This window comes from Cryobacterium adonitolivorans, assembly GCF_004402695.1.
GTDB lineage: Bacteria > Actinomycetota > Actinomycetes > Actinomycetales > Microbacteriaceae > Cryobacterium > Cryobacterium adonitolivorans.
Genome location: NZ_SOFL01000039.1, coordinates 15246 through 33845, shown reverse-complemented (window position 1 = coordinate 33845; position 18600 = coordinate 15246). Strand labels below are relative to the sequence as shown.

14 protein-coding genes are annotated in these 18600 nt (G+C 68.2%); 5 read left to right on the top strand and 9 right to left on the bottom strand.

The genetic code is table 11. From position 1 onward, the window contains the following. Positions 1–474: 474 nt before the first annotated feature. The gene (locus tag E3O42_RS12225) at positions 475–1131 is read left to right on the top strand and encodes a hypothetical protein (RefSeq protein WP_134454206.1); all 657 of its coding nucleotides are present in this window, start codon (positions 475–477) and stop codon (positions 1129–1131) included. 72 nt (positions 1132–1203) lie between these two features. Then, entirely contained in the window at positions 1204–1629 is a 426-nt protein-coding gene (locus tag E3O42_RS12220; RefSeq protein WP_241984809.1) for a cupin domain-containing protein, read from the top strand. On the opposite strand, the gene E3O42_RS12215 is transcribed toward E3O42_RS12220, so the two are convergent. From E3O42_RS12215 to E3O42_RS12205, 3 genes are all read right to left on the bottom strand, one after another. Further along, positions 1626–2126: a glutathione peroxidase gene (locus E3O42_RS12215; RefSeq protein WP_134454204.1), complete on the bottom strand. Its 501-nt coding sequence runs from the start codon at positions 2124–2126 to the stop codon at positions 1626–1628. The two genes, E3O42_RS12220 and E3O42_RS12215, sit on opposite strands and share 4 nt — an antisense overlap. 110 nt (positions 2127–2236) lie before the next feature. Beyond that, positions 2237–3094, bottom strand: coding sequence for a DUF1206 domain-containing protein (locus E3O42_RS12210; protein WP_134454203.1), 858 nt, complete (start codon positions 3092–3094; stop codon positions 2237–2239). Positions 3095–3101: 7 nt separating this feature from the next. Further along, entirely contained in the window at positions 3102–6452 is a 3351-nt protein-coding gene (locus E3O42_RS12205) for a DEAD/DEAH box helicase (protein WP_134454202.1), read from the bottom strand. Between the two features lie 127 nt (positions 6453–6579). On the opposite strand from E3O42_RS12205, the gene E3O42_RS12200 reads away from it, so the two are divergent. Next, positions 6580–7749, top strand: a complete 1170-nt coding sequence (locus E3O42_RS12200; protein WP_134454201.1) for a class I SAM-dependent methyltransferase — start codon at positions 6580–6582, stop codon at positions 7747–7749. Here E3O42_RS12200 and E3O42_RS12195 read toward each other — a convergent pair. The 6 genes from E3O42_RS12195 to E3O42_RS12170 all read right to left on the bottom strand — a co-directional run bounded on the left by E3O42_RS12195 (position 7746) and on the right by E3O42_RS12170 (position 15829). Then, on the bottom strand, positions 7746–8342 hold the full coding sequence (locus E3O42_RS12195; protein WP_134454200.1) for a histidine phosphatase family protein: 597 nt from the start codon (positions 8340–8342) through the stop codon (positions 7746–7748). The genes E3O42_RS12200 and E3O42_RS12195 overlap by 4 nt on opposite strands. A 48-nt stretch (positions 8343–8390) precedes the next feature. Then, on the bottom strand, positions 8391–9704 hold the full coding sequence (locus tag E3O42_RS12190) for a glycosyltransferase 87 family protein (protein ID WP_134454199.1): 1314 nt from the start codon (positions 9702–9704) through the stop codon (positions 8391–8393). A gap of 131 nt (positions 9705–9835) precedes the next feature. Further along, positions 9836–11383: an APC family permease gene (locus E3O42_RS12185; protein WP_134454198.1), complete on the bottom strand. Its 1548-nt coding sequence runs from the start codon at positions 11381–11383 to the stop codon at positions 9836–9838. 83 nt (positions 11384–11466) lie between these two features. Further along, a complete protein-coding gene (locus E3O42_RS12180) occupies positions 11467–12339 on the bottom strand; it encodes a universal stress protein (protein ID WP_134454197.1) in 873 nt (290 codons plus the stop codon). Continuing rightward, positions 12336–14357: a primary-amine oxidase gene (locus E3O42_RS12175; protein WP_134454196.1), complete on the bottom strand. Its 2022-nt coding sequence runs from the start codon at positions 14355–14357 to the stop codon at positions 12336–12338. Before E3O42_RS12175 ends, E3O42_RS12180 begins: the two co-directional genes overlap by 4 nt. A gap of 29 nt (positions 14358–14386) precedes the next feature. Beyond that, positions 14387–15829: a gamma-aminobutyraldehyde dehydrogenase gene (locus E3O42_RS12170; RefSeq protein ID WP_134454195.1), complete on the bottom strand. Its 1443-nt coding sequence runs from the start codon at positions 15827–15829 to the stop codon at positions 14387–14389. A gap of 294 nt (positions 15830–16123) precedes the next feature. Here E3O42_RS12170 and E3O42_RS12165 point away from each other — a divergent pair, with 294 nt between their 5' ends. Next, a complete protein-coding gene (locus E3O42_RS12165) occupies positions 16124–17503 on the top strand; it encodes an LLM class flavin-dependent oxidoreductase (RefSeq protein WP_134454194.1) in 1380 nt (459 codons plus the stop codon). 91 nt (positions 17504–17594) lie between these two features. Further along, positions 17595–18509, top strand: coding sequence for a VOC family protein (locus tag E3O42_RS12160; protein WP_134454193.1), 915 nt, complete (start codon positions 17595–17597; stop codon positions 18507–18509). The last annotated feature ends 91 nt before the right edge of the window (positions 18510–18600 follow it).

The window sequence follows — 18600 nt, the reverse complement described above, 5'->3', positions numbered from 1 at the left end:
ACATCGACCACACCACCGCATGGGAGCACGACGGACCCACCGATCACGACAACCTGGCCCACCTCTGCGCCTCCCACCACCGCCTCAAACACCAAACACTGTGGGACGTGGTGCAGGAGCCGGGCGGGGTGCTCGCCTGGACGTCACCGGCCGGCCAAACCCACCGCACCTACCCCGAAACCACCCTCGGACCACCACCCACACTGGCTCCGACGCCTGACCCCGCCCCACTACCAGCCACACCACAAGCTGGACCTCGGACGAGCGACCTACCGGAAGATCCACCATTCTGAGCCCTACCGTGCGGGCGTCGTTCGGGCTCAGGACACCTGCCTGCCGCGGCAGGCATAAAGCGGCAGGCCTAAAGCGGCAGGCCTAAAGGGGACAGCGGATCCCGTTGCGCTGCACTAACCTCGCCAGCAGAGAACGGGGGCTCGGATGCCTGGCAGAAGCACTGTGCGGACACTGGTGATTGTGGCCGGGGCTATCACCCTGGCCGCGGGCGTGGGCGCCGCGTTTGTCGTGCCACCGCTGCTGGCCACCGTCGGGGCTGAATCAGTTCGGGCCTCGACGCCGAGCGAACCGGCCACGCCGGTGATCTCCGCTTCGCCGGTCCCCGAGCCCACCCGCGCACCCGTGGATTGGGACTCGTTCAGCGAGGAGCAGGCGAGGGAACTATCCGACCGCCAGACACCTCAGAACATTGCCATTTCCGAGGTGAGAGACGCCTTCCCGGACGACTACGCCTACGGCTTCATCACCGACTCTGGCTTCGGCATGAGCTTCAAGGCGGAGGCGCCGCCGGAGGCTCTCGCCATCCTTGACGCCGTCGGCGACCCGTACGAGCTGCACGAGAACGTGGGCTTCACCGAGCTCGATATGGAACCCCAGCTCAGCCGAACTGTCGCGTTGGTGCAGAAGGCAGTGGGCAAACAGGGCATGAGCGCCGGCGCGAATGTCTTCACAGTCACCTTCGAGGTCCAGCTCTACCCGGACTCCGGTGACCAGGACGATTCGATCGTGCTGGACCAGGCGGAACTGGAACTGTTGGAGGACTCCATCCGCCCGGAACTGTACCCCGGCTTCGACATCGAGGTCACCTCGGTGCCCGGCGTCGAGATCGGTTGGTAGCGGGGCTATCAGGCGGCGGCAACCGGGTTTAGTCTGGTTCGGTCACGGGCCAGGCATGTCAGGGTGGGCCGCGTGTCCGACCTGTCTCGATCGGCCCGCCAGAGCTGGGAAGACACCATGTCCACCACCACCCACACCCTGCAGGTCAAATCGCACAACACTCCCGACGAGCGCCGCGCACCAGCCTTGACCCTGCTGGAACTGAACCACCTGGACGAGTTCTCCGTCGGCCGCATGACGATGCAGCCGGGCTGGACCTGGGCCGACAACATCAAGCCGACCGTGAACACCGAATCCTGTCAGCTGCTGCACGTGGGCTACTGCCTGTCCGGCACCCTGGAAACCGTGCTCGACGCCGGCACCACGGCCACCATCACCGTCGGCGATTCGTACCTAATCCCTCCGGGCCACAACGCCCGGGTGGTCGGCGACGAACCGTATGTGGCCATCGAGATGCACAGCGCGGCCTCCTACGGGGTGCCGACGGAGAAAAGCTAGGCCGCGGGCTTCAGTTCCGCCAGGCCGGCCTCGATCGCCGCGAGGACTTCCTGGGCGTCGGGCAGGGTGGTCGGCCGGAACCGCTGCACCGCACCGGAGGGCGAGATCACGAACTTCTCGAAGTTCCACTTGACCTTGCCGGCCTTGCCCGCGCCATCCGGCGTCTGGGTGAGCTCGGCGTAGAGCGGATGCCGGGAGCCGCCGTTCACCTTCGTCTTCTCCATCAACGGGAAGGTGACGCCGTAGGTGGTGGAGCAGAACTCGGCGATCTTCTCGCTCGAACCGGTCTCGCCCAGGGCAAACTGGTTGCAGGGGAAGCCGAGCACGGTAAAGCCTCGGTCAGAGTAGGTGCGCTGGAGCTGCTCGAGGGTCTCGTACTGCGGCGTCAGGCCACAGCGGGAGGCGACGTTGACAACGAGCACGACCTTGTCGGCGTACTCGGCCAGCGAGGTGGTGGAGCCGTCGGCGGCGGTGAGCGGGATCTCGCGAATGTCCATACTCGTAGAATACTTCGAAATTGAAGCAGATCGTGGGGCACGCACCCAACTCCCAGCCAGGCCGCTCAGTCCTGCATGAATCTGTGCTGCATGAATCAGTGCTGCATGAATCAGTGCCGCAGGAACGCCGCCCGGGCCACGAGGTACAGACCGAACGCGATCAGGCCCGCCGCGACGACGTTCAGCATTATCGGGCCCGATTGCAGGGTGAGCAGGTAGCGCAGGCCGGCGTCCAGCCCGCCCACCCAGCGCACATCGGCGAACACCGCGGCGGCGAGCAGCAGCCCGCCGGTGACCAGGAACGCAACCCCCTTGGCGACATGCCCGAACACCCCCAGGCCGAGCACGACGACCTTGGTGGGTCCCCAGAGGTAGCGCAGTTCCTCGCGAAAGTTGCGTCGCAGGCCCCGCCAGACGAGGCCGCCGCCGATGATGGCCACTGTGCTGCCGACAATCAGCAGCAGGAACAGGCCCACCGGGCTCTCGACGATGGCGTCGTCGGCGCGGCGCACGGTCTCAGCGCCGCCGGCCCTGGCTCCGAGCGCGACCGCGAATGTGACGGTGCCGAGCAATCCGAAGCCGAGGGCCTTGCCGACGTTGAGGGAACGGCGGAACGCCAGGATGCGTCGATTGGGCGCCACGCTGAACGCGGCGTTGGTGCCCTGCCAGAGTGCCAGGCCCCAGAGCGAGACCGTGGACAACCACAGCACGGTTATGCCGCCGGGCCCGTTGGCGATGGTACTCAGGGCACCGAGCTGGTCGGCCTCGCCGGGCTGGCCGTTCGCAATGCGGAGGCCGATTCCACCGATCAGGGCGTGCACGAGGCCGTTGGCGAGCAGCCCGAGTCGTGCGGAGGCGCGCACCGATCGGCTGCGGTGAGCGCGCTGGGCGGCCTGCTTCAGGCGCTCGCGGGCCTCGGCAGCCGGGGTGGCAGGGTCGGCCGTCGGGACGGCGCGAAGGTCGGTCACGCCCGGGCTACTCGAGCAGTTCGCGGATGTCAGAGGCCGTGAGCCCCTGCCCGGTTCCGCGGGTGGCGCCATCGGTCATGACGCTGTCAAAGAGTTTGGCCTTGACGGCCTTGAGCGCCATCACCTTCTCCTCGATGGTGTCTGTGGCCACCAGTCGGTAGACCATCACGTTCTTGGTCTGGCCGATGCGGTGCGCCCGGTCAACGGCCTGCGCCTCGGCGGCCGGGTTCCACCACGGGTCGAGCAGGATGCAGTAGTCGGCTTCGGTGAGGTTGAGACCGAACCCACCGGCCTTGAGGCTGATCAGGAACACCGAGGTGTCGCCGTTCTTGAATCCGTCGATCGCTGCGGCCCGATTGCGGGTGCGCCCGTCCAGGTATGAATAGGTCACACCGGCGGCGTCGAGGCGTGCGCGCACCTTGGCGAGGTAGCCGGTGAACTGACTGAAGATCAGGGTGCGGTGCCCCTCGGCGACGACGTCTTCGAGCAGCTCCATGAGCACATCGAGCTTGCTCGAGGGAATGTCGGCGTACTTGTCGTCGTACAGGCTCGCATCCAGGCTGAGCTGGCGCAGCATGGTGATCGACCGGAAAATCTCGAACCGGTTCTGGTTGAGGTCGCCGAGCAGCCCGAGCACCTTCTGCCGTTCGCGCTGCAGGTGCATCTGGTACACACGGCGGTGGCGGGGGTGCAGCTCGAGCTCAAGCACCTGCTCCTGCTTGGCGGGCAGGTCGCTGGCCACCTGGTCCTTGGTGCGGCGCAGCATGAACGGGCGGATGCGCCGACGCAGCTGGCCGAGCCTGTCGCCGTCGGCCTGCGTCTCGATGGGCCGCTGGTAGTAGTCGGAGAACCGGGCGGCGCTGGGAAACAGGCCGGGAGCGGTGATCGAGAGCAGCGACCACAGCTCCATCAGGTTGTTCTCCAGCGGCGTGCCGGTGATGGCGAGCTTGAACGGGGCCTGCAGTCGCTTGGCGCACTGGTGTGCCCGCGACTTGTGGTTCTTCACGAACTGGGCCTCGTCGAGCAGCAGACCCGCCCAGCTGACGGCGTCGTACTCGTCGAAGTCGAGCCTGAACAGGGTGTACGAGGTGATCACGACGTCGGCGGTGGTCACCGCCTCAGCAAGTGACGCGCCGCGCTTGGCGGTGGTCTCGGTGATCGCGGCGACCGAGAGGCCGGGGGCGAACCTGGCGCACTCGGTGGCCCAGTTGTGCACCACACTGGTGGGCGCCACGACCAGGAACGGCCGGCGTTCGGTCTGCCGTTCGCGGGCGTCGACGATGAGAGCGATCGCCTGCAGGGTCTTGCCCAACCCCATGTCGTCGGCGAGGACGCCGCCGAGGCCGGTGTCGTAGAGAAAGCCGAGCCAGTCGAACCCGGTCTGCTGGTAGGGCCGCAATGACGCGTGCACGGCGGTGGGCAGCTCCCGGTGGGCGATCTCTGCGCCGTCGGCGAGTCCGGCGAGGGTATCGCGCCAGGCGGCGGCCTCGGCTTCGGCGCTGCCGAGGTCCTGCAGTTCCTCCCAGAGGTCGGACTGGGCCCGGTTGATGCGCAGCGAGTCGTTCGGGGAGTCCTGCAGGCCCCTGGCCTCCTCGATGAGGTGCCGCAGCTGCTGCAGTTCGGGCCGGTCCAGGCTGAAGTAGGTGCCGTCGGGGAGGATCATCAGTTCCTGACCGGTCGCCAGGGCCCGGAAGACCTCGTCGAAGGGAACATCCTCGCCGTCGACGGTGACCCGCACCGACAGGTCGAACCAGTCCCGGCTTTCGGCCCGCGCCGAGGTGGCGAAGGTGAGGGTGGGCGGCTCGGCGGCCTCGCGGTACTCCGGGGCCTCGCCGACGAACTGCACGAGCAGATCGTCCGCGGCCTCGAGCACCGACAGCACCGTTTCGAGGAACTCGATCATGCGGGCGCCGTCGAGGGTGGCGTCGGCGCGCAGGATGCCCGGGGAATCGGTGGCGCCGGCGGAACCCGTCAGCTCCGCGGCGAACAGGGCCGGCTGATGCGCGGGGAATCCCGCGAATATACCGCTGACGGCATGCAGGATGCGGGCCTCGTCGGCCGTGTCCCGATAGCCGGCCGGGGCGTCGTCGGTGGCCGGGCCGCGGAGGGGTGCGATGGCCGGGACACCGGCACCGCCGGGACCGCCGGTGTACTGCCAGTCCCAGTGGAGGCTGATGCGGTCATCCGCCTGGGCGCTGATCGACAGGGCCAGAACCGGGCGGGCGGTGTCGGGCAGGTCGAACGACTCGTCGCTGCTGATCAGCGAGAGCTGGCCGCGCAGGAACGGGTAGAAGTCGGCGAGGAAGACGTTCTCCTCGTCGGGGGGAACCGTGATGGGGGTGTGTGCCGAGGCGAGCACCCGCAGGTCGCGGCCGAGTTGGCGCGCGAGGGGAGCAATGGTGAGGCGTACGTCGGTGCTGGTGGTCGACCAGGTGAAGAGGCCGTGTGCCGGGTCGCCGATGTAGCCCAGGGCGCTGCGGTCGAGCACCTGGCCATCGAGGGAGACGGTGGGGGAGAGGGTGAGGCCCCCGTTGTCGCGGCGGATGTCGAGCGACAGCTCGGCAGGTTCGTCCGAGACCGTCACCGGATCCTGGCCGGGCGTGGTGCCGATGAACAGGATGCCGGCCTCACGGGCCTCGCCGAGTAGACCCCAGAGGGCGCGGTTGGCGAAGCCGTCCAGGTGCAACCACGGGTCTGTGGTCACGTGATAACGCTGGCCGGAGGAGTAGAGCTCGAAGATGGCGGAGAGCACCCGAAGCTGTACGCGGTTGAGCATGCCGCGTGAGTACGAGAGGTTGTCCCAGGTGAGGTTGCCGCGGATCCACTTGCTCTTCTTGCCGCGCACCATCGGGCGCACGCCCAGTCGGGCGAGCGACACGGCAGGGGCGGGCAGGCGGGCGGCGCGCGGCGGCGGAAGCAACTCGAACTGCAGGGCGAGGGCGGTGCCCGTCGGGGGCTCGGCTTCCGGCGCCCGGGTGAGCGGGGCCAGTGCGCTCTGCCAGGTGGCAGGGGCGGCTCTGTGGGTTCGCTGGAAATCCGCCGAACGCGCGCGGGCGAGGTCGGCGGCCGTGGACCGGCTGGCCAGCAACAGCGCAACGACGTGCTTGCAGTTGAGGCGCATCGGGCAGCTGCAGGTGCCCGATGCGCGCACCACGCTGCCGTTGGAATCCTGCTGAAAGGTCACCGTGACGTCATACGGTCGGGCCTGGGTGCCGCCGACGGTGCCGAGCAGCCGGCTGCCGCCCAGCTGCCAGACCTGATCTTCGACCCGGCCCTCCTTGGCGTAACGCACCCCGCGCGAATACGCCTGTGGCCCGACGAGGCGCGCGATCTGCAGATCGCTGAGGTTGTGGGCCATAAGGTGCGGTGTCCATGACGGTTTGGTGAGCAGGGGTCTCTTATTGTCCCACGCCGCACCGGCCTCGCTGAGCCGTTCGGCGCTCTGGCCGGGTTCACGGCGGATGGCGGGCGACTATTCTGAGCGGATGCCTGAATTTCCGTTCGAGCGCCTGCGCCGCTGGCCCGATGTCGAGGCGACCAATCTTTTTGCCGTTGACGCGAGCGACCGTCTGATCCTGGATGAGGCGGCGCACGGACTGGCCACGGCCGGCCCCGGCGAGGTCGTGGTGCTCGAGGACCACTACGGTGCGGTGACGCTCGCGGCGGCGGCGCAGCTGAGTAGGCGGCTGGGTGCCCTGCCGGATGTGCGCGTGTACCAGGATGCGCTCTCCGGCGAGCACGCCCTCGATCACAACGCGGCCGATCTTGCCGGCACCGTGCCCGGACTGGCCGGCCTCACCGGGGCGTACCGGCACGTGCCGCTGGGCGCCGAGCTGTTCACCGGGGCGCGCCTGGTGCTGCTGCAGCTGCCGCGCAGCCTGGCCGCGCTCGACGAACTGGCCGGGACCATCGCCCGCTTCGCCGCTGGCGACGTGACCGTGGTCGCCGGCGGCCGCATCAAGCACATGACCGTGGCCATGAACGAGGTGCTGCGCCGGCACTTCGGCGAGCTGAACGTCACTCAGGCGCGCCAGAAGTCCCGCGTTCTCCGTGCCACTCAGCCGACGGTCTCGGACACTGCTGCGTCATCCTGGCCTCGCGTGGTCGAGCATTCCGACCTGGGCCTCACCGTCTGCGCGCACGGGGCCGCCTTTGCCGGCACCACCATCGACATCGGCACCCGCTACCTGCTCGAGTTCCTTGACCGGATGAAGCCGGACGCCGCCACCGCGATCGACCTGGGTTGCGGTTCCGGAGTGCTCGCGGCCGCCCTCGCCCAGCGCCGCCCCCGCCTGCAGCTGCTGGCGACTGACCAGTCCGCCGCCGCCGTCGCCTCTGCCGCGGCGACCATGTCGGCCAACGGCGTGGCGGACCGGGTGCGGGTGCTGCGCGACGACGCGCTGAGCGCTCAATCCGATGCCTCCGCCGAGCTGATCCTGCTGAACCCGCCGTTCCACATCGGGTCGTCGGTGCACGCCGGCATCGCCCTCAAGCTCTTCGAGGATGCAGCCAGAGTGCTGCGCCCGGGCGGAGAGCTGTGGACCGTGTGGAACACCCATCTCGGCTATCGCCCGGCGCTGACCCGCATCGTGGGCCCGACCCATCAGGTCGGGCGGAACACCAAATTCACCGTGACGGTGTCGACCCGCCGCTAGACCAGAGCGTCAGCCTCGAGAATCTCGTTGTTGATCACCGACGCCGTCCAGCCGGCCTCGGGGCCGAACTGCACGACCGACATCGCGGCGTTCTGGATCGGCGGGATCTCCCGCTCGAGCGCGGCCATCAGGCTGAGGCGAATCAGGGTGCCATGGCAGACGACGATGATGCGCGCGCCCGGGTAGTCTTCGGCGAGCTGGCGCAGCGCCCCCAGGCCGCGGCCCGATACGCTGTCCTCGGCTTCGGCGCCCCGGAATGAGCCGTAGCTGCCGTCGACGCGCAGCTCGTCGAGCTCAGGTCCGGCGGAGAGCCCCTCGGCCGGTCCGTAGTTGCGCTCGACGAGGCCGGGCAGGTGGCGGGTCACCTCGAGGTCGAGGTCGACGGCGATGATGTCGGCCGTCTCGGCCGCACGGGACAGCGGCGACGCCACGATAAAGTCCCATTCGTATTGCGAGAGCGGCCCGACGGCCTCCGTGGCCTGGCCCCGGCCCACGTCGTTCAGGGGCACGTCGGTGGCCCCCTGGATGCGCCCGGCGGCGTTCCAATCGGTCTGGCCGTGGCGGACGAGGGCGAAGGTCGTTGTAGCAGTCACCTCCCTATTCTGCCGTGTGCGGCCGGGTCGCCCCGCAAACGGGTGTCGTCAGTTGGTGGCCAGACCGCGCGACCCGGCCCGCTGACGCAGCGAAACGGATGCCGGCGAGCCTGCCAGGGCAGTGCGCCACAGCGCCAGCACCGACCAGCCGAGCAGCACCACGAGAAGCCCGTTACGCAAGGTGAGCAGCAGGATAGCGCCGGCATCCCCGTGCACCAGGGGCAGGTAGAAGATCGGAAAGATCAGGGTGGTCAGCCCTCCGATCATGAGCATGAGATAGGCCGGCGCCCGCCACGCAACCCAGTCGTGCGCCACTCCGACGGCCACGACCGGGGCGATCCACAGCATGTATTGGGGCGAGCCCACCTTGTTGAGCACCACGAACGTCGTGACCAGGGCCAACGCCCCCATCAGCACCAGCTGGGCGTTGTCGCGGCTGCGCCGCAGGGCCGCCAGGAGCAGCACGAAGATGCCCGCGATGACCAGGAACATCAACGGGGTCATCGCGGCCGCCGCGAAGGCGGCACCGGGCCCGCTCACCTCGCGGGTGGCGATGGCGTGGTTCTGGTAGATCGTGGTGCCGTACTGGCCCATCGCCGCCAGCCACACCCACGGGGTCGTCACCGGCGCCTCGAGCTGCAGGGCCCGGTCCGATTGCATGGTGACGAAGCCGGATAGAAAACTCACGCCCCCGGCCGCCCAGACGGCGGCGGCGATGCCGGCCGTGATCAGTCCGCCGGTGACCAGCACGCTCGTCCGGCGACGGCCCACCGCCAGGACGGCAAGCACCACCGCGGCCGGCCAGACCTTGATCCAGGTCGCAGCGGTGAGGAGGGCCGCGGCCACCACGGGCCGGCGGGCCACAAGCACCAGGCCCATGATCACGAGCGGTGCGCTGAGCCCCTCGAGGCGCAGTAGCCCGACGGGGCTGAGCACCAGGCTGAACGCCAGCCAGAACCAGGCCGCCCGGTAGCCGGCACGATCGCGGCCCCAGTCGGTGAGGATCCCGACGGCGGCGGCGTTGAGGGCCATGGTCATCACGAACCAGAGCAGTTGGTACAGCAGCGGGCCGGCCGCATCCGCCAGCAGGATCGGCACCAGCGCGCCGATGGGATACACCCACTCGACGTCGATGCCCTGCCACACGTTGTACACCAGGGCCTGCTCGGCCCAGACCCGGTAGAGCGGCAGGTCGCCCAGCACCCGGCCGGTGAGGATGGTGGGCAGCAGCGCGAACAGGAAGAGCAGGTGCAGCCCGAGGAAGCCGAGAAGCAGGGTGCGGGGGCTCCGCAACCAGTCCCGCCGGGCGGGGGTGAGCAGACTGGCTAGGCGTTGATCGACCAGTTCGACAAAATACGACATCGCACACGTCACTTTCCACAGTCAGACCTTGTGAAGCCGATCACTGGGGAGTGTACGAATCCAAGGTGAAAAGGAAACAACGAGAAGCTGTCCGGCAGGGTTGGACGCCTGAGAGTGCGTTCAGGTAGCCGTTACTGATCGCGGGAGGTGCCCTTCGTGAGCGTCTTGCCCTGGAAGAACGCCGGATCGACCCTGCGCATGATGAGCATCAGCACGATGCCGGCGAGGAAGAGCACCATCGCGAGGATGAACACCAGGCCGACGCCGCCGATTTCCGAGCCGCTGCCGTACTCGGGGTTGGTGCTGTCGATCAGGGTGGTGGCGAAGATCACCGCCAGGATGATGCCGCCCAGCAGCGGGGCGAGCAGCTTGAGCAGAAACGCTCTGGTGCTGGAGAACACCTCGCGGCGGAAGAACCACACACAGGCGAACGCGGTGACGCCGTAGTAGAAGCAGATCATGATGCCCAGGGTGAGGATGGTGTCGGTGAGCACGTCGGTGCTCAGCACCCGCATCACCGCGTAGAAAACCCACGCCACCACGCCGGCGATGACCGTGGCGAAGCCCGGCGACTTGAACCGCGGGCTGATGGCGGCGAAGCGTTTGGGGAAGGCCCGGTAGTGGCCCATCGAGAGCATCGTGCGCGCCGGCCCCACGAAGGTGGACTGCAGCGACGCCGCCGAGCTCGACAGCACGGCCAGCGACATCAGGATCGCGAATGGACCCATCACCGGGCCGGCCAGCGCCGCAAAGACGTTGCCCTGGATGTCTTCGTTGCCCAGGCCCAGTTCGCCGGTGCCGACGCCGGAGAACATCAGCGCGGAGACCGAGACCAGGATGTACAGCACGAAGATGATGGCGATGGTGAGGGTCGCCGCCCGCCCGGGAGTGCGCTCAGGATCCTTGGTCTCTTCGTTCATGGTGAGGGTGACGTCCCAGCCCCAGTAGATGAAGATCGACAGCGACACCCCGGCGGCGAACGCCGAGAACGAGGGGGTGAGGAACGGGTTGAACCAGCTGGCGCTGAAGCCGAGAGCGTCGAACGCAGTGCCGTCGGAGAAGTGGATGAGTGCCGCGACACTGAACCAGATCAGCACGAGCAGTTGGAACGCGACGAGCACGTACTGCACCATCTTGGTGGCCTCCATGCCCCGATACGAGATGTAACAGGCGCCGACTATGAAGGCCAGACAGGTGAAGATGTTGATCCACACGTTCGCGGCCAGGTCGGCCAGGCCGGGGTTGTCGAATAGCTGCGCGAGCATCAGGTAGAAGAAGTCCACGGCCACCCCGGCAAGGTTGGACAGCACCACCACCGTGGCCACGATCAGACCCCAGCCGCCCATCCAGCCCAGCCACGGCCCGAACGCGCGAGTCGCCCACGTGAACGAGGTGCCGGCATCCGGCATGGCGTTGTTGAGTTCGCGGTAGCCGAGCGCCACGAGCAACATCGGGATGAAGCCGACCATGAAGATCCCCGGCATCTGGGTGCCAACGGCCGCGACGGTGGGGCCCAGCGAGGCCGTGAGCGTATACGCGGGGGCGATGCAGGAGATGCCGATCACGGTTGCGCCGAGTAGGCCGACGGAGCCGGCGCTCAGGCCCTTCGTGGAAAGCCCGCCGGCGCTGGTGCTGGTGGTGGTGGCCGGCGTGGCGCCGGAGGCGGATGACTGTGCCATGGGACTGTCCTTCGGTCGGATCAGCTACGGGTCGAAAAAAGCTAAGGGCTGGGTTGGTTGCGGGGGTTGGTTGCGGGGATTGGCTACGGGCGGGGCGAGGTCGGAACGACAACGAGCGGCACCGGCAGTGCGTGCAGCATACGGTGGGCGGTAATGCCGAGGAAGATCGTGCGCGGCGCGGCCAGCCGGCTGGACCCGACGAACGCGAGCTCGTCGGCGCGCCAGTCCAGGGCCTCGACCGCGTCTTCGACGCTCTTTCCGGTGCCGACCTCCGTCGTGATGATGCCGTGGCTGGTCGAATGCCGCTCGTAGTATGCGAGCACGGCGTCGAGGTGGGCGGTGCTGCCGGCGGCGGCCGGCGACTGCTTCTCGCGGGCCGCGTCGACCTCCACCAGAGTCACGAAGCGCAGGTCGACGCCCAGGCCGTCGGAGAACGCCACCAGCGAATCGAGCAGGGCCTCCCAGCCCGGCCGGGTACCGATGGCGCAGGTGATCCGGGTGACTTTGGCGGGTGCACGGTAGCCGTGCGGGGCCAGGGCGACGGGTACGGGGGAGGCGTGCAGTAGGGCGTTGGCGACGCTGCCGATGGTGAACCTGTTGAAGAGTCCGCCGCGGGCCGCACCGACAATGATCCGGTCGGAGTCGAGGTCTGCGGCGGCCTGGATCAGGCCCTCCGAGGTGGACTCGGCCCAGAGCAGGTGGGTCGTGGCCGTGATGTCGGCGGGCACCCAGCCTACGACCCGGGCGAGCCACTGCGTGGCCTGGTCGGCCAGGAGAACCTCGAAGTCGCTGCTCGCGGCGTGGATCTTCGCCGGAGCTGCGGTGACTCGCTGCAGGACCAGGCAAATGCGCAGTTCGGCCGCGGTGCTCCTGGCCATCGCGATGCCCAGCTCGAGGGCCTCGCGGCCTTGGGCGGTGGCCTCGTAGGCCACCACGTAGTTCGGTACTCGCGTCACGCTGTTCTCCTTGGTTCCGTGCCGGGGGCATCCGGGCTGTGCTCATGACTGCTGTGCTCATGACTGCCGTGCTCGTGCTGGTGGTCGGCCACCGCCTCGCCATGCTCCATACCGGGGGCGCAGTGCGCGGCGCTCGGCGCCACGTCGAGCGACGGGTTGCGGTCGAAGAAGCCCACCGGCTTCAGCCAGAACGAAACGATGTCGGCCGGCATCACCGGCCATTCCTCCGGGCGGGTGATGTGGTGGATGCCGAAGGTGTACCAGAGCACCACGTCGGTGTCGCGCACGGTGCGGCCGGCCGAGATCCACTCGGGCAGACCGTGGTCCACGCCGCTCTGGTTCACGAACTCGCCGCATGGCCAGCGTTGGGCGTCGTCATTGGGGGTGACCCACACGGTGTGGCCGATCACCTGGGCCCGGGTGAGGGCCGGGGCCTCCGGGTGGAAGAACGACGGGATGGCACCGCCCGGCACGAGCTTGTACGACACAGGGGTGCCGAGCCCGTTCAGGGTCTGTTCGTTCACCACCTTCCAGGACCGCTGGGTGTTCCAGTCGAAGTCGTCGAAGCCCTCCGTCTCGATCGGGGTGTTCTGTTGCGTGAGCGCCAGCCCGAGCGGGTTCGCGGCGTCGATGGGTTCGATGCGGGTCTCGCTGCGGTACACGGTGTTCGCCGGGCCGTCGATGTCGAGGTCCATCCTGGCCACGATGAAATGCTGGTGGAACGGCGCGTAGGTGCGCTCGTCGACAAGGGTGCCGTTGGGGTGCGGCTGGCCGGCCTCGAGGTGGGTGACCACCATGATGCCGGTGGCGCGTACCTCGCACTCGATGTTGCCGTCCTGGTAGAACCGCCAGTAGACGAGGTACTCGTAGTTGGCCACGGTCACGTGGAAGGACACCACCAGCCGGCGCATCCGCCGCACCTCCGCACCACCGTCGTGGTCGACGTGCTTCCACAGCACGGCGTTGTCCTCCTCGTGGATGCAGAACGCGTTGGGGATCGAGTACGGCTCGCCGGCGCTGTTGTGCAGCACGGCGTCGATGTACCGGATCTCGCCCAGGCAGTCGCAGCCGAGCTCCAGCGAGGTGGTCATGAACCCCAGGCCCCACTCGCCGATGTCGAAGGCGGTGCGGCGGAAGTGGTCGACGCTCGGGTCGCGGTAGGGCACCACCATCTCGGAAAACGACAGCCGGTTGGCGATCGGGCGCTCGCGGCCGGCATCCGTGTAGGTCACCCGGTGCAGCGTCATGCCCTCGCGGTAGTTGAACCCCACCCGCAGCGACCAGTTCTGCCACCGCACGAGGTTGCCGTGCACGCTGAAGCTCGGCCCCTCAGGCTGCACGATGTCCAGCGGCAACAGGGGCGGCCGGGTGCCGGCGTTGCGGATGCGTTCGGGCACCAGGTGCGGCACGTACTCGCCCATCACGCCCGGCGGGTCCACGGCGAAGGTGTCCTCGATCTCGAGCAGGTTCATGGTGTTCAGGTCGATCACGAAGTGCAGCCCGCTCACCGGTCCCGCATAGGGGTTGGCGCCGGCGCTTGCCCGCACCCAGACGTCGGCCCAGCCCAGGCGCAGGCCGCGGTAGGCGTCGGGCATCACGGCGTCACCGTAGGTCCAGGTGTCGATGAAGACGTTCTCGAGGTCGGTGATGCCGCGTTTGGCCAGCGCGGTCACGACCTCCGGATGCGCCCGCAGCGCCGCGTCGGCCTCTTCCCACTCGTCGACGGTGAAATTAGCCTGCACGCCCACCACCTGGCCCCATTCGAGCAAGGTGTCGGTGTCCAGGGAAGCCACGGCCACCCAGGTGCGGTTCTCGGCGCGGTGCAGCACCACCAGGCGGGCCCGGCGTTCCGGGGTGACGCCGGTGGCCTCGAATTCGGCGATGGCTGCCTTGGCCGGCTCGACGAGTTCGATCGAGGCGAACCGCCAGCCCGCACCCACCCCGTGCTCGCGCGCGAGCACGGCCGCAGCCTGGGTGAACTCCGGGCCGGTCAGGGGGTCGAGGGGATGAAAGGTCATCGGGATACCGTTCTGTCGATGCGAGCGAACTATTCGAGCGAGCTCATGACGTGCTTGATGCGGGTGTAGTCCTCGACGCCGTACATGGAGAGGTCCTTGCCGTAACCGGAGTATTTGAAGCCGCCGTGCGGCATCTCGGCGGTGAGCAGGATGTGCGTATTGATCCAGACGGCGCCGAAGTCGAGGTCCCTGGAGACCCGCAGGGCGCGGGCGTGGTCGCGGGTCCAGACGCTCGAGGCCAGCGCGTAACGCACGTCGTTGGCCATCGTGATGGCCTCCTCCTCGGTGCCGAAGCTCTGCACCGTGATCACCGGGCCGAACGTCTCGTCCTGCACGATCGCATCCGTCTGCCGCACCTGGGTGACCACGGTGGGTTCGAAGAAGAAGCCCGCCTCGCCCACCCGGTGGCCACCGGTGCTGATCACCGCGTGCGCCGGCAGGCCCCCGACCTTCTCGACCACCTCGGTGAAGTGGCGGATGTTGTTGAGCGGCCCGAAGTAGTTGTCGGCGTCGTCGGCCGACCCGGTGGTGCGCAGTTCGGCCTCCGCCGTGAACGCGCCCACGAATTCGTCGTGGATCGACTCGTGCACGAGCACCCGGGTGATGGCCGTGCAGTCCTGGCCGGCGTTGTAGAAGGAGAAGTCGGCGATGGCTGACGCGACCTTGGCCACGTCGACGTCACCGAACACCACAGCTGGCGCCTTGCCGCCGAGCTCCAGGTGTGCGCGCTTGAGGGTATGCGCGGCGCCGGACGCCACGGCCATGCCCGCGCGCACGCTCCCTGTGATCGAGACCAGGCCGGGCACCGGGTGCTCGACGATGAGCGCGCCCGTGCCGGCATCGCCGAGCACGATGTTCATCACACCGTCTGGCAGGATGCCCTGGCTGATCCGGGCGAGTTCGAGGGTGGACTCCGGGGTGGTGTCGCTGGGCTTGAGCACGAGGGTGTTGCCCACGGCCAGGGCCGGACCGATCTTCCAGATGGCCATGAGGAACGGAAAGTTCCACGGGGTGACCTGGCCCACCACCCCGATGGGTTCGCGGCGTACCCAGGAGGTCATCCCCTCGAGGTACTCGCCGGCCGACTTGCCCTCGAGCAGCCGGGCCGCGCCGGCGAAGAACCGCAGCTGGTCTGCCCCGGCGGCCACCTCGTCGGCGGCGATGGTGGCGCGCGGCTGGCCGGTGTTGCGGTGCTGGGCCTCCACAATCTCGTCGCTGTTGGCCTCGATGGCGTCGGCGAGCAGCAACAGGGCCCGCTGCCGTTCGCCCGGGGTCTTACGGCTCCAGGCCGGGAAGGCGGCCTTGGCGGCCGTAATGGCGTCGTCGACGTCTCCCGCGCCCGACACCGGGGCCCGGGCCACGATGGTGCCGGTCGTCGGATCGACGATGTCAAGCAGCCCGGTGCCGGTCGGCGGAACGAACCGGCCATTGATGAAATTGGACAGAATCGGGGTGCTCACGGTGCTCCTCATCGTCGAGTGGATCGTCGAGTGGATCGTCGATTGGTCGTGTCTGGCGTGCCGGTCTGCTGTTCGGCAGAAGAGCGGTGTTTCCGGCTCAGTATGGCACTTGGCCGGGAGAAAAGGCAGCCCCGGAGGTGTCGGTCGGCCGCCGCCGCGCGCCGACTCCGCGCCGGAGCGGATGCAGGATCTTGCATCCACGAGGCCAGCACGACGTCCGATTCGCAGATCCTGCGCCGCATCAATGTGTGACGCCGTGTTTCGGGAGGGGATGTGGCCGGCACGCGAAAACGTGAGCATTGATCCATGCCCAGACAGATTCGCTTCAATGCCTTCGACATGAACTGCGTCGCCCACCAGTCCTCCGGCCTGTGGCGCCACCCAGAAGACCGGTCGCAGAGCTACACCGACCTCGCGTACTGGACCGAACTCGCCACGCTGCTCGAGAAGGGCCGCTTCGACGGCATCTTCCTCGCCGACGTTCTCGGCACCTACGACGTCTACGGCGGCACCAACGAGGCGGCCATCCGCAACGGCGCGCAGATCCCCGTCGCCGACCCGCTCCTGGTCATTCCCGCAATGGCATATGTCACCGAGCACCTCGGATTCGGCGTCACCGCCGGCACCGCCTACGAGCACCCGTACCCCTTCGCCCGGCGCATGTCCACCCTCGACCACCTCACCAAGGGCCGGGTCGGCTGGAACGTCGTCACAGGCTACCTGCCCTCCGCCGCGCGCAACATGGGCAACGAAGACCAGCTCGAGCATGACGACCGCTACGACTATGCCGACGAGTACCTCGACGTGTTGTACAAGCTGTGGGAGGGCTCCTGGGAGGACGACGCCGTGGTGCGCGACACCCAGACCGGCGTCTTCACCGACCCGAGCAAGGTGCACTCCATCAATCACTCCGGCAAGCACTTCCAGGTGCCGGGCATCCACCTCTCCGAGCCGTCGCCGCAGCGTTCACCCGTGATCTACCAGGCCGGCGCCTCCAGCCGTGGCATCGCTTTCGCTGCCGGCAACGCCGAGGCGATCTTCGTGGCCGCGTCGACGAAGGCCGTTCTCACGGGCACCGTCACGAAGCTCCGCGACGCTCTCGAGGCGGCCGGCCGAGACCGGTACTCGGCCAAGATCTACACGCTGCTCACGATCATCACCGATGAGACCAACGAGAAGGCCCAGGCCAAATACCTCGACTACCTCAGCTACGCCAGCGAAGAGGGCGCCTTGGTCTTCATGTCGGGGTGGATGGGCGTTGACCTGTCCGGCTACGCGCTCGACGAGCCGATCGGCAACGTCAAGAGCAACGCCATCCAGTCCACGGTCGCCAACTTCCAGGCCGCGAACCACGACGGTTCCGAGTGGACCGTCGGCGACATCGCCCGCGCCGGTGCCATCGGCGGCCTCGGCCCGTTCATCGTGGGCTCCGGGGTGGAGATCGCCGATCAGCTCGAGGAATGGGCGGCAGAGACCGACGTGGACGGGTTCAACCTCGCCTACGCGATCACGCCGGGCACCTTCGAAGACGTGGTCACCTGGGTGGTGCCCGAGTTGCAGAAGCGTGGCGTCTACCCCACCGAGTACACCGAAGGAACCCTACGGCAGAAGCTGCACGGTCGCGGCGACCGCCTGCCCGATGAGCACCACGGCGCGAACTTCCGCGTCGGCGTGCCCGTCGTCTGATCACCGAGTTGGTCCGCACGGCGGTAACTCGCCACCGTCGTGCTGTATGGTTGTAGCTACAAGCAAGTCGTAGCGACACCGGGAGCCAGCCATGAGCGACACAGCAAGCGAGCGGATCCTCAACGCCGACACGTCGATGGGCGCGGTGACCCTGCGGGTCGGCGACCTCGAGACCATGTCGGACTACTACTCGCGAGCGTTCGCGATGGAACCCCTCGAGGAGCGCAGTCGCGCCCGCGAGGTGCACCGGGTACTCGGCCGGGGCACGGCCCCCCTGGTGCGGCTCATTCACACCCCAAACCTGCCCGGCGTCGACCCGCGCCAGGCCGGCCTGTTCCACACCGCGTTCCTCTTCGAGACGCCCGGCAGCCTCGCGGCGACGGTCTACCGTGCCGCGCAGGACCCACGCAGCCGCTTCATCGGATCCAGCGACCACCTTGTGAGCGAGGCGTTCTACTTCACCGACCCGGAGGGCAACGGCGTCGAGCTGTACACCGACCGGGACCGCAGCACATGGATTCACGACGGTGAACAAATCCGGATGGCCACCGAGTACCTCGACCCCAACGCCTACCTGCGGGGTCACCTCGACCAGGCGATCCTGGATGCCGGCCCCTCGGTGGCCGGCGCGGTCGGGCATGTGCACCTGCAGGTCGGCGACATCCAGACGGCGCGGGCGTTCTACGTCGACGCGCTCGGCTTCGAAGCCACCCAGGCCCGCTACCCGGGCGCACTGTTCGCCTCCGCCGGCGGCTACCACCACCACATCGCCATGAACACCTGGAACAGCCGTGGCTCAGGCCCCCGCGCGGCGGGCCTCGGCCTCGGCGACGTGTCCGTGACCGTGCCCGCCGTCGCAGACCTGCACTCCCTCACCGCGCGGCTCACCGCCCGGTCGATTCCGTTCGCCGGCGATGGCCGTTCCGTCACTGTCACCGACCCGTGGGGCACGCAGGTCACCGTGACGCTGCCCGACCTCACTACCGACGAGCTGATCGCCCGATGACCCTCCGGCTGCTGTGCACCCCCAGGCCGCTGCGGTAGCGCATCCGCCGCCCGCCGTCTAAACTTGAGTCGAGTCCACTCAAGTATTTGCG

What these genes read in the sequence shown, in the direction of transcription:
- E3O42_RS12215 (WP_134454204.1), bottom strand. Translation starts at nt 2,126, where the DNA reads ATGGACATTCGCGAGATCCCGCTCACCGCCGCCGACGGCTCCACCACC.
- E3O42_RS12205 (WP_134454202.1), bottom strand. Translation starts at nt 6,452, where the DNA reads ATGGCCCACAACCTCAGCGATCTGCAGATCGCGCGCCTCGTCGGGCCA.
- E3O42_RS12200 (WP_134454201.1), top strand. Translation starts at nt 6,580, where the DNA reads ATGCCTGAATTTCCGTTCGAGCGCCTGCGCCGCTGGCCCGATGTCGAG.
- E3O42_RS12190 (WP_134454199.1), bottom strand. Translation starts at nt 9,704, where the DNA reads ATGTCGTATTTTGTCGAACTGGTCGATCAACGCCTAGCCAGTCTGCTC.
- E3O42_RS12185 (WP_134454198.1), bottom strand. Translation starts at nt 11,383, where the DNA reads ATGGCACAGTCATCCGCCTCCGGCGCCACGCCGGCCACCACCACCAGC.
- E3O42_RS12175 (WP_134454196.1), bottom strand. Translation starts at nt 14,357, where the DNA reads ATGACCTTTCATCCCCTCGACCCCCTGACCGGCCCGGAGTTCACCCAG.
- E3O42_RS12170 (WP_134454195.1), bottom strand. Translation starts at nt 15,829, where the DNA reads ATGAGGAGCACCGTGAGCACCCCGATTCTGTCCAATTTCATCAATGGC.
- E3O42_RS12165 (WP_134454194.1), top strand. Translation starts at nt 16,124, where the DNA reads ATGCCCAGACAGATTCGCTTCAATGCCTTCGACATGAACTGCGTCGCC.
- E3O42_RS12160 (WP_134454193.1), top strand. Translation starts at nt 17,595, where the DNA reads ATGAGCGACACAGCAAGCGAGCGGATCCTCAACGCCGACACGTCGATG.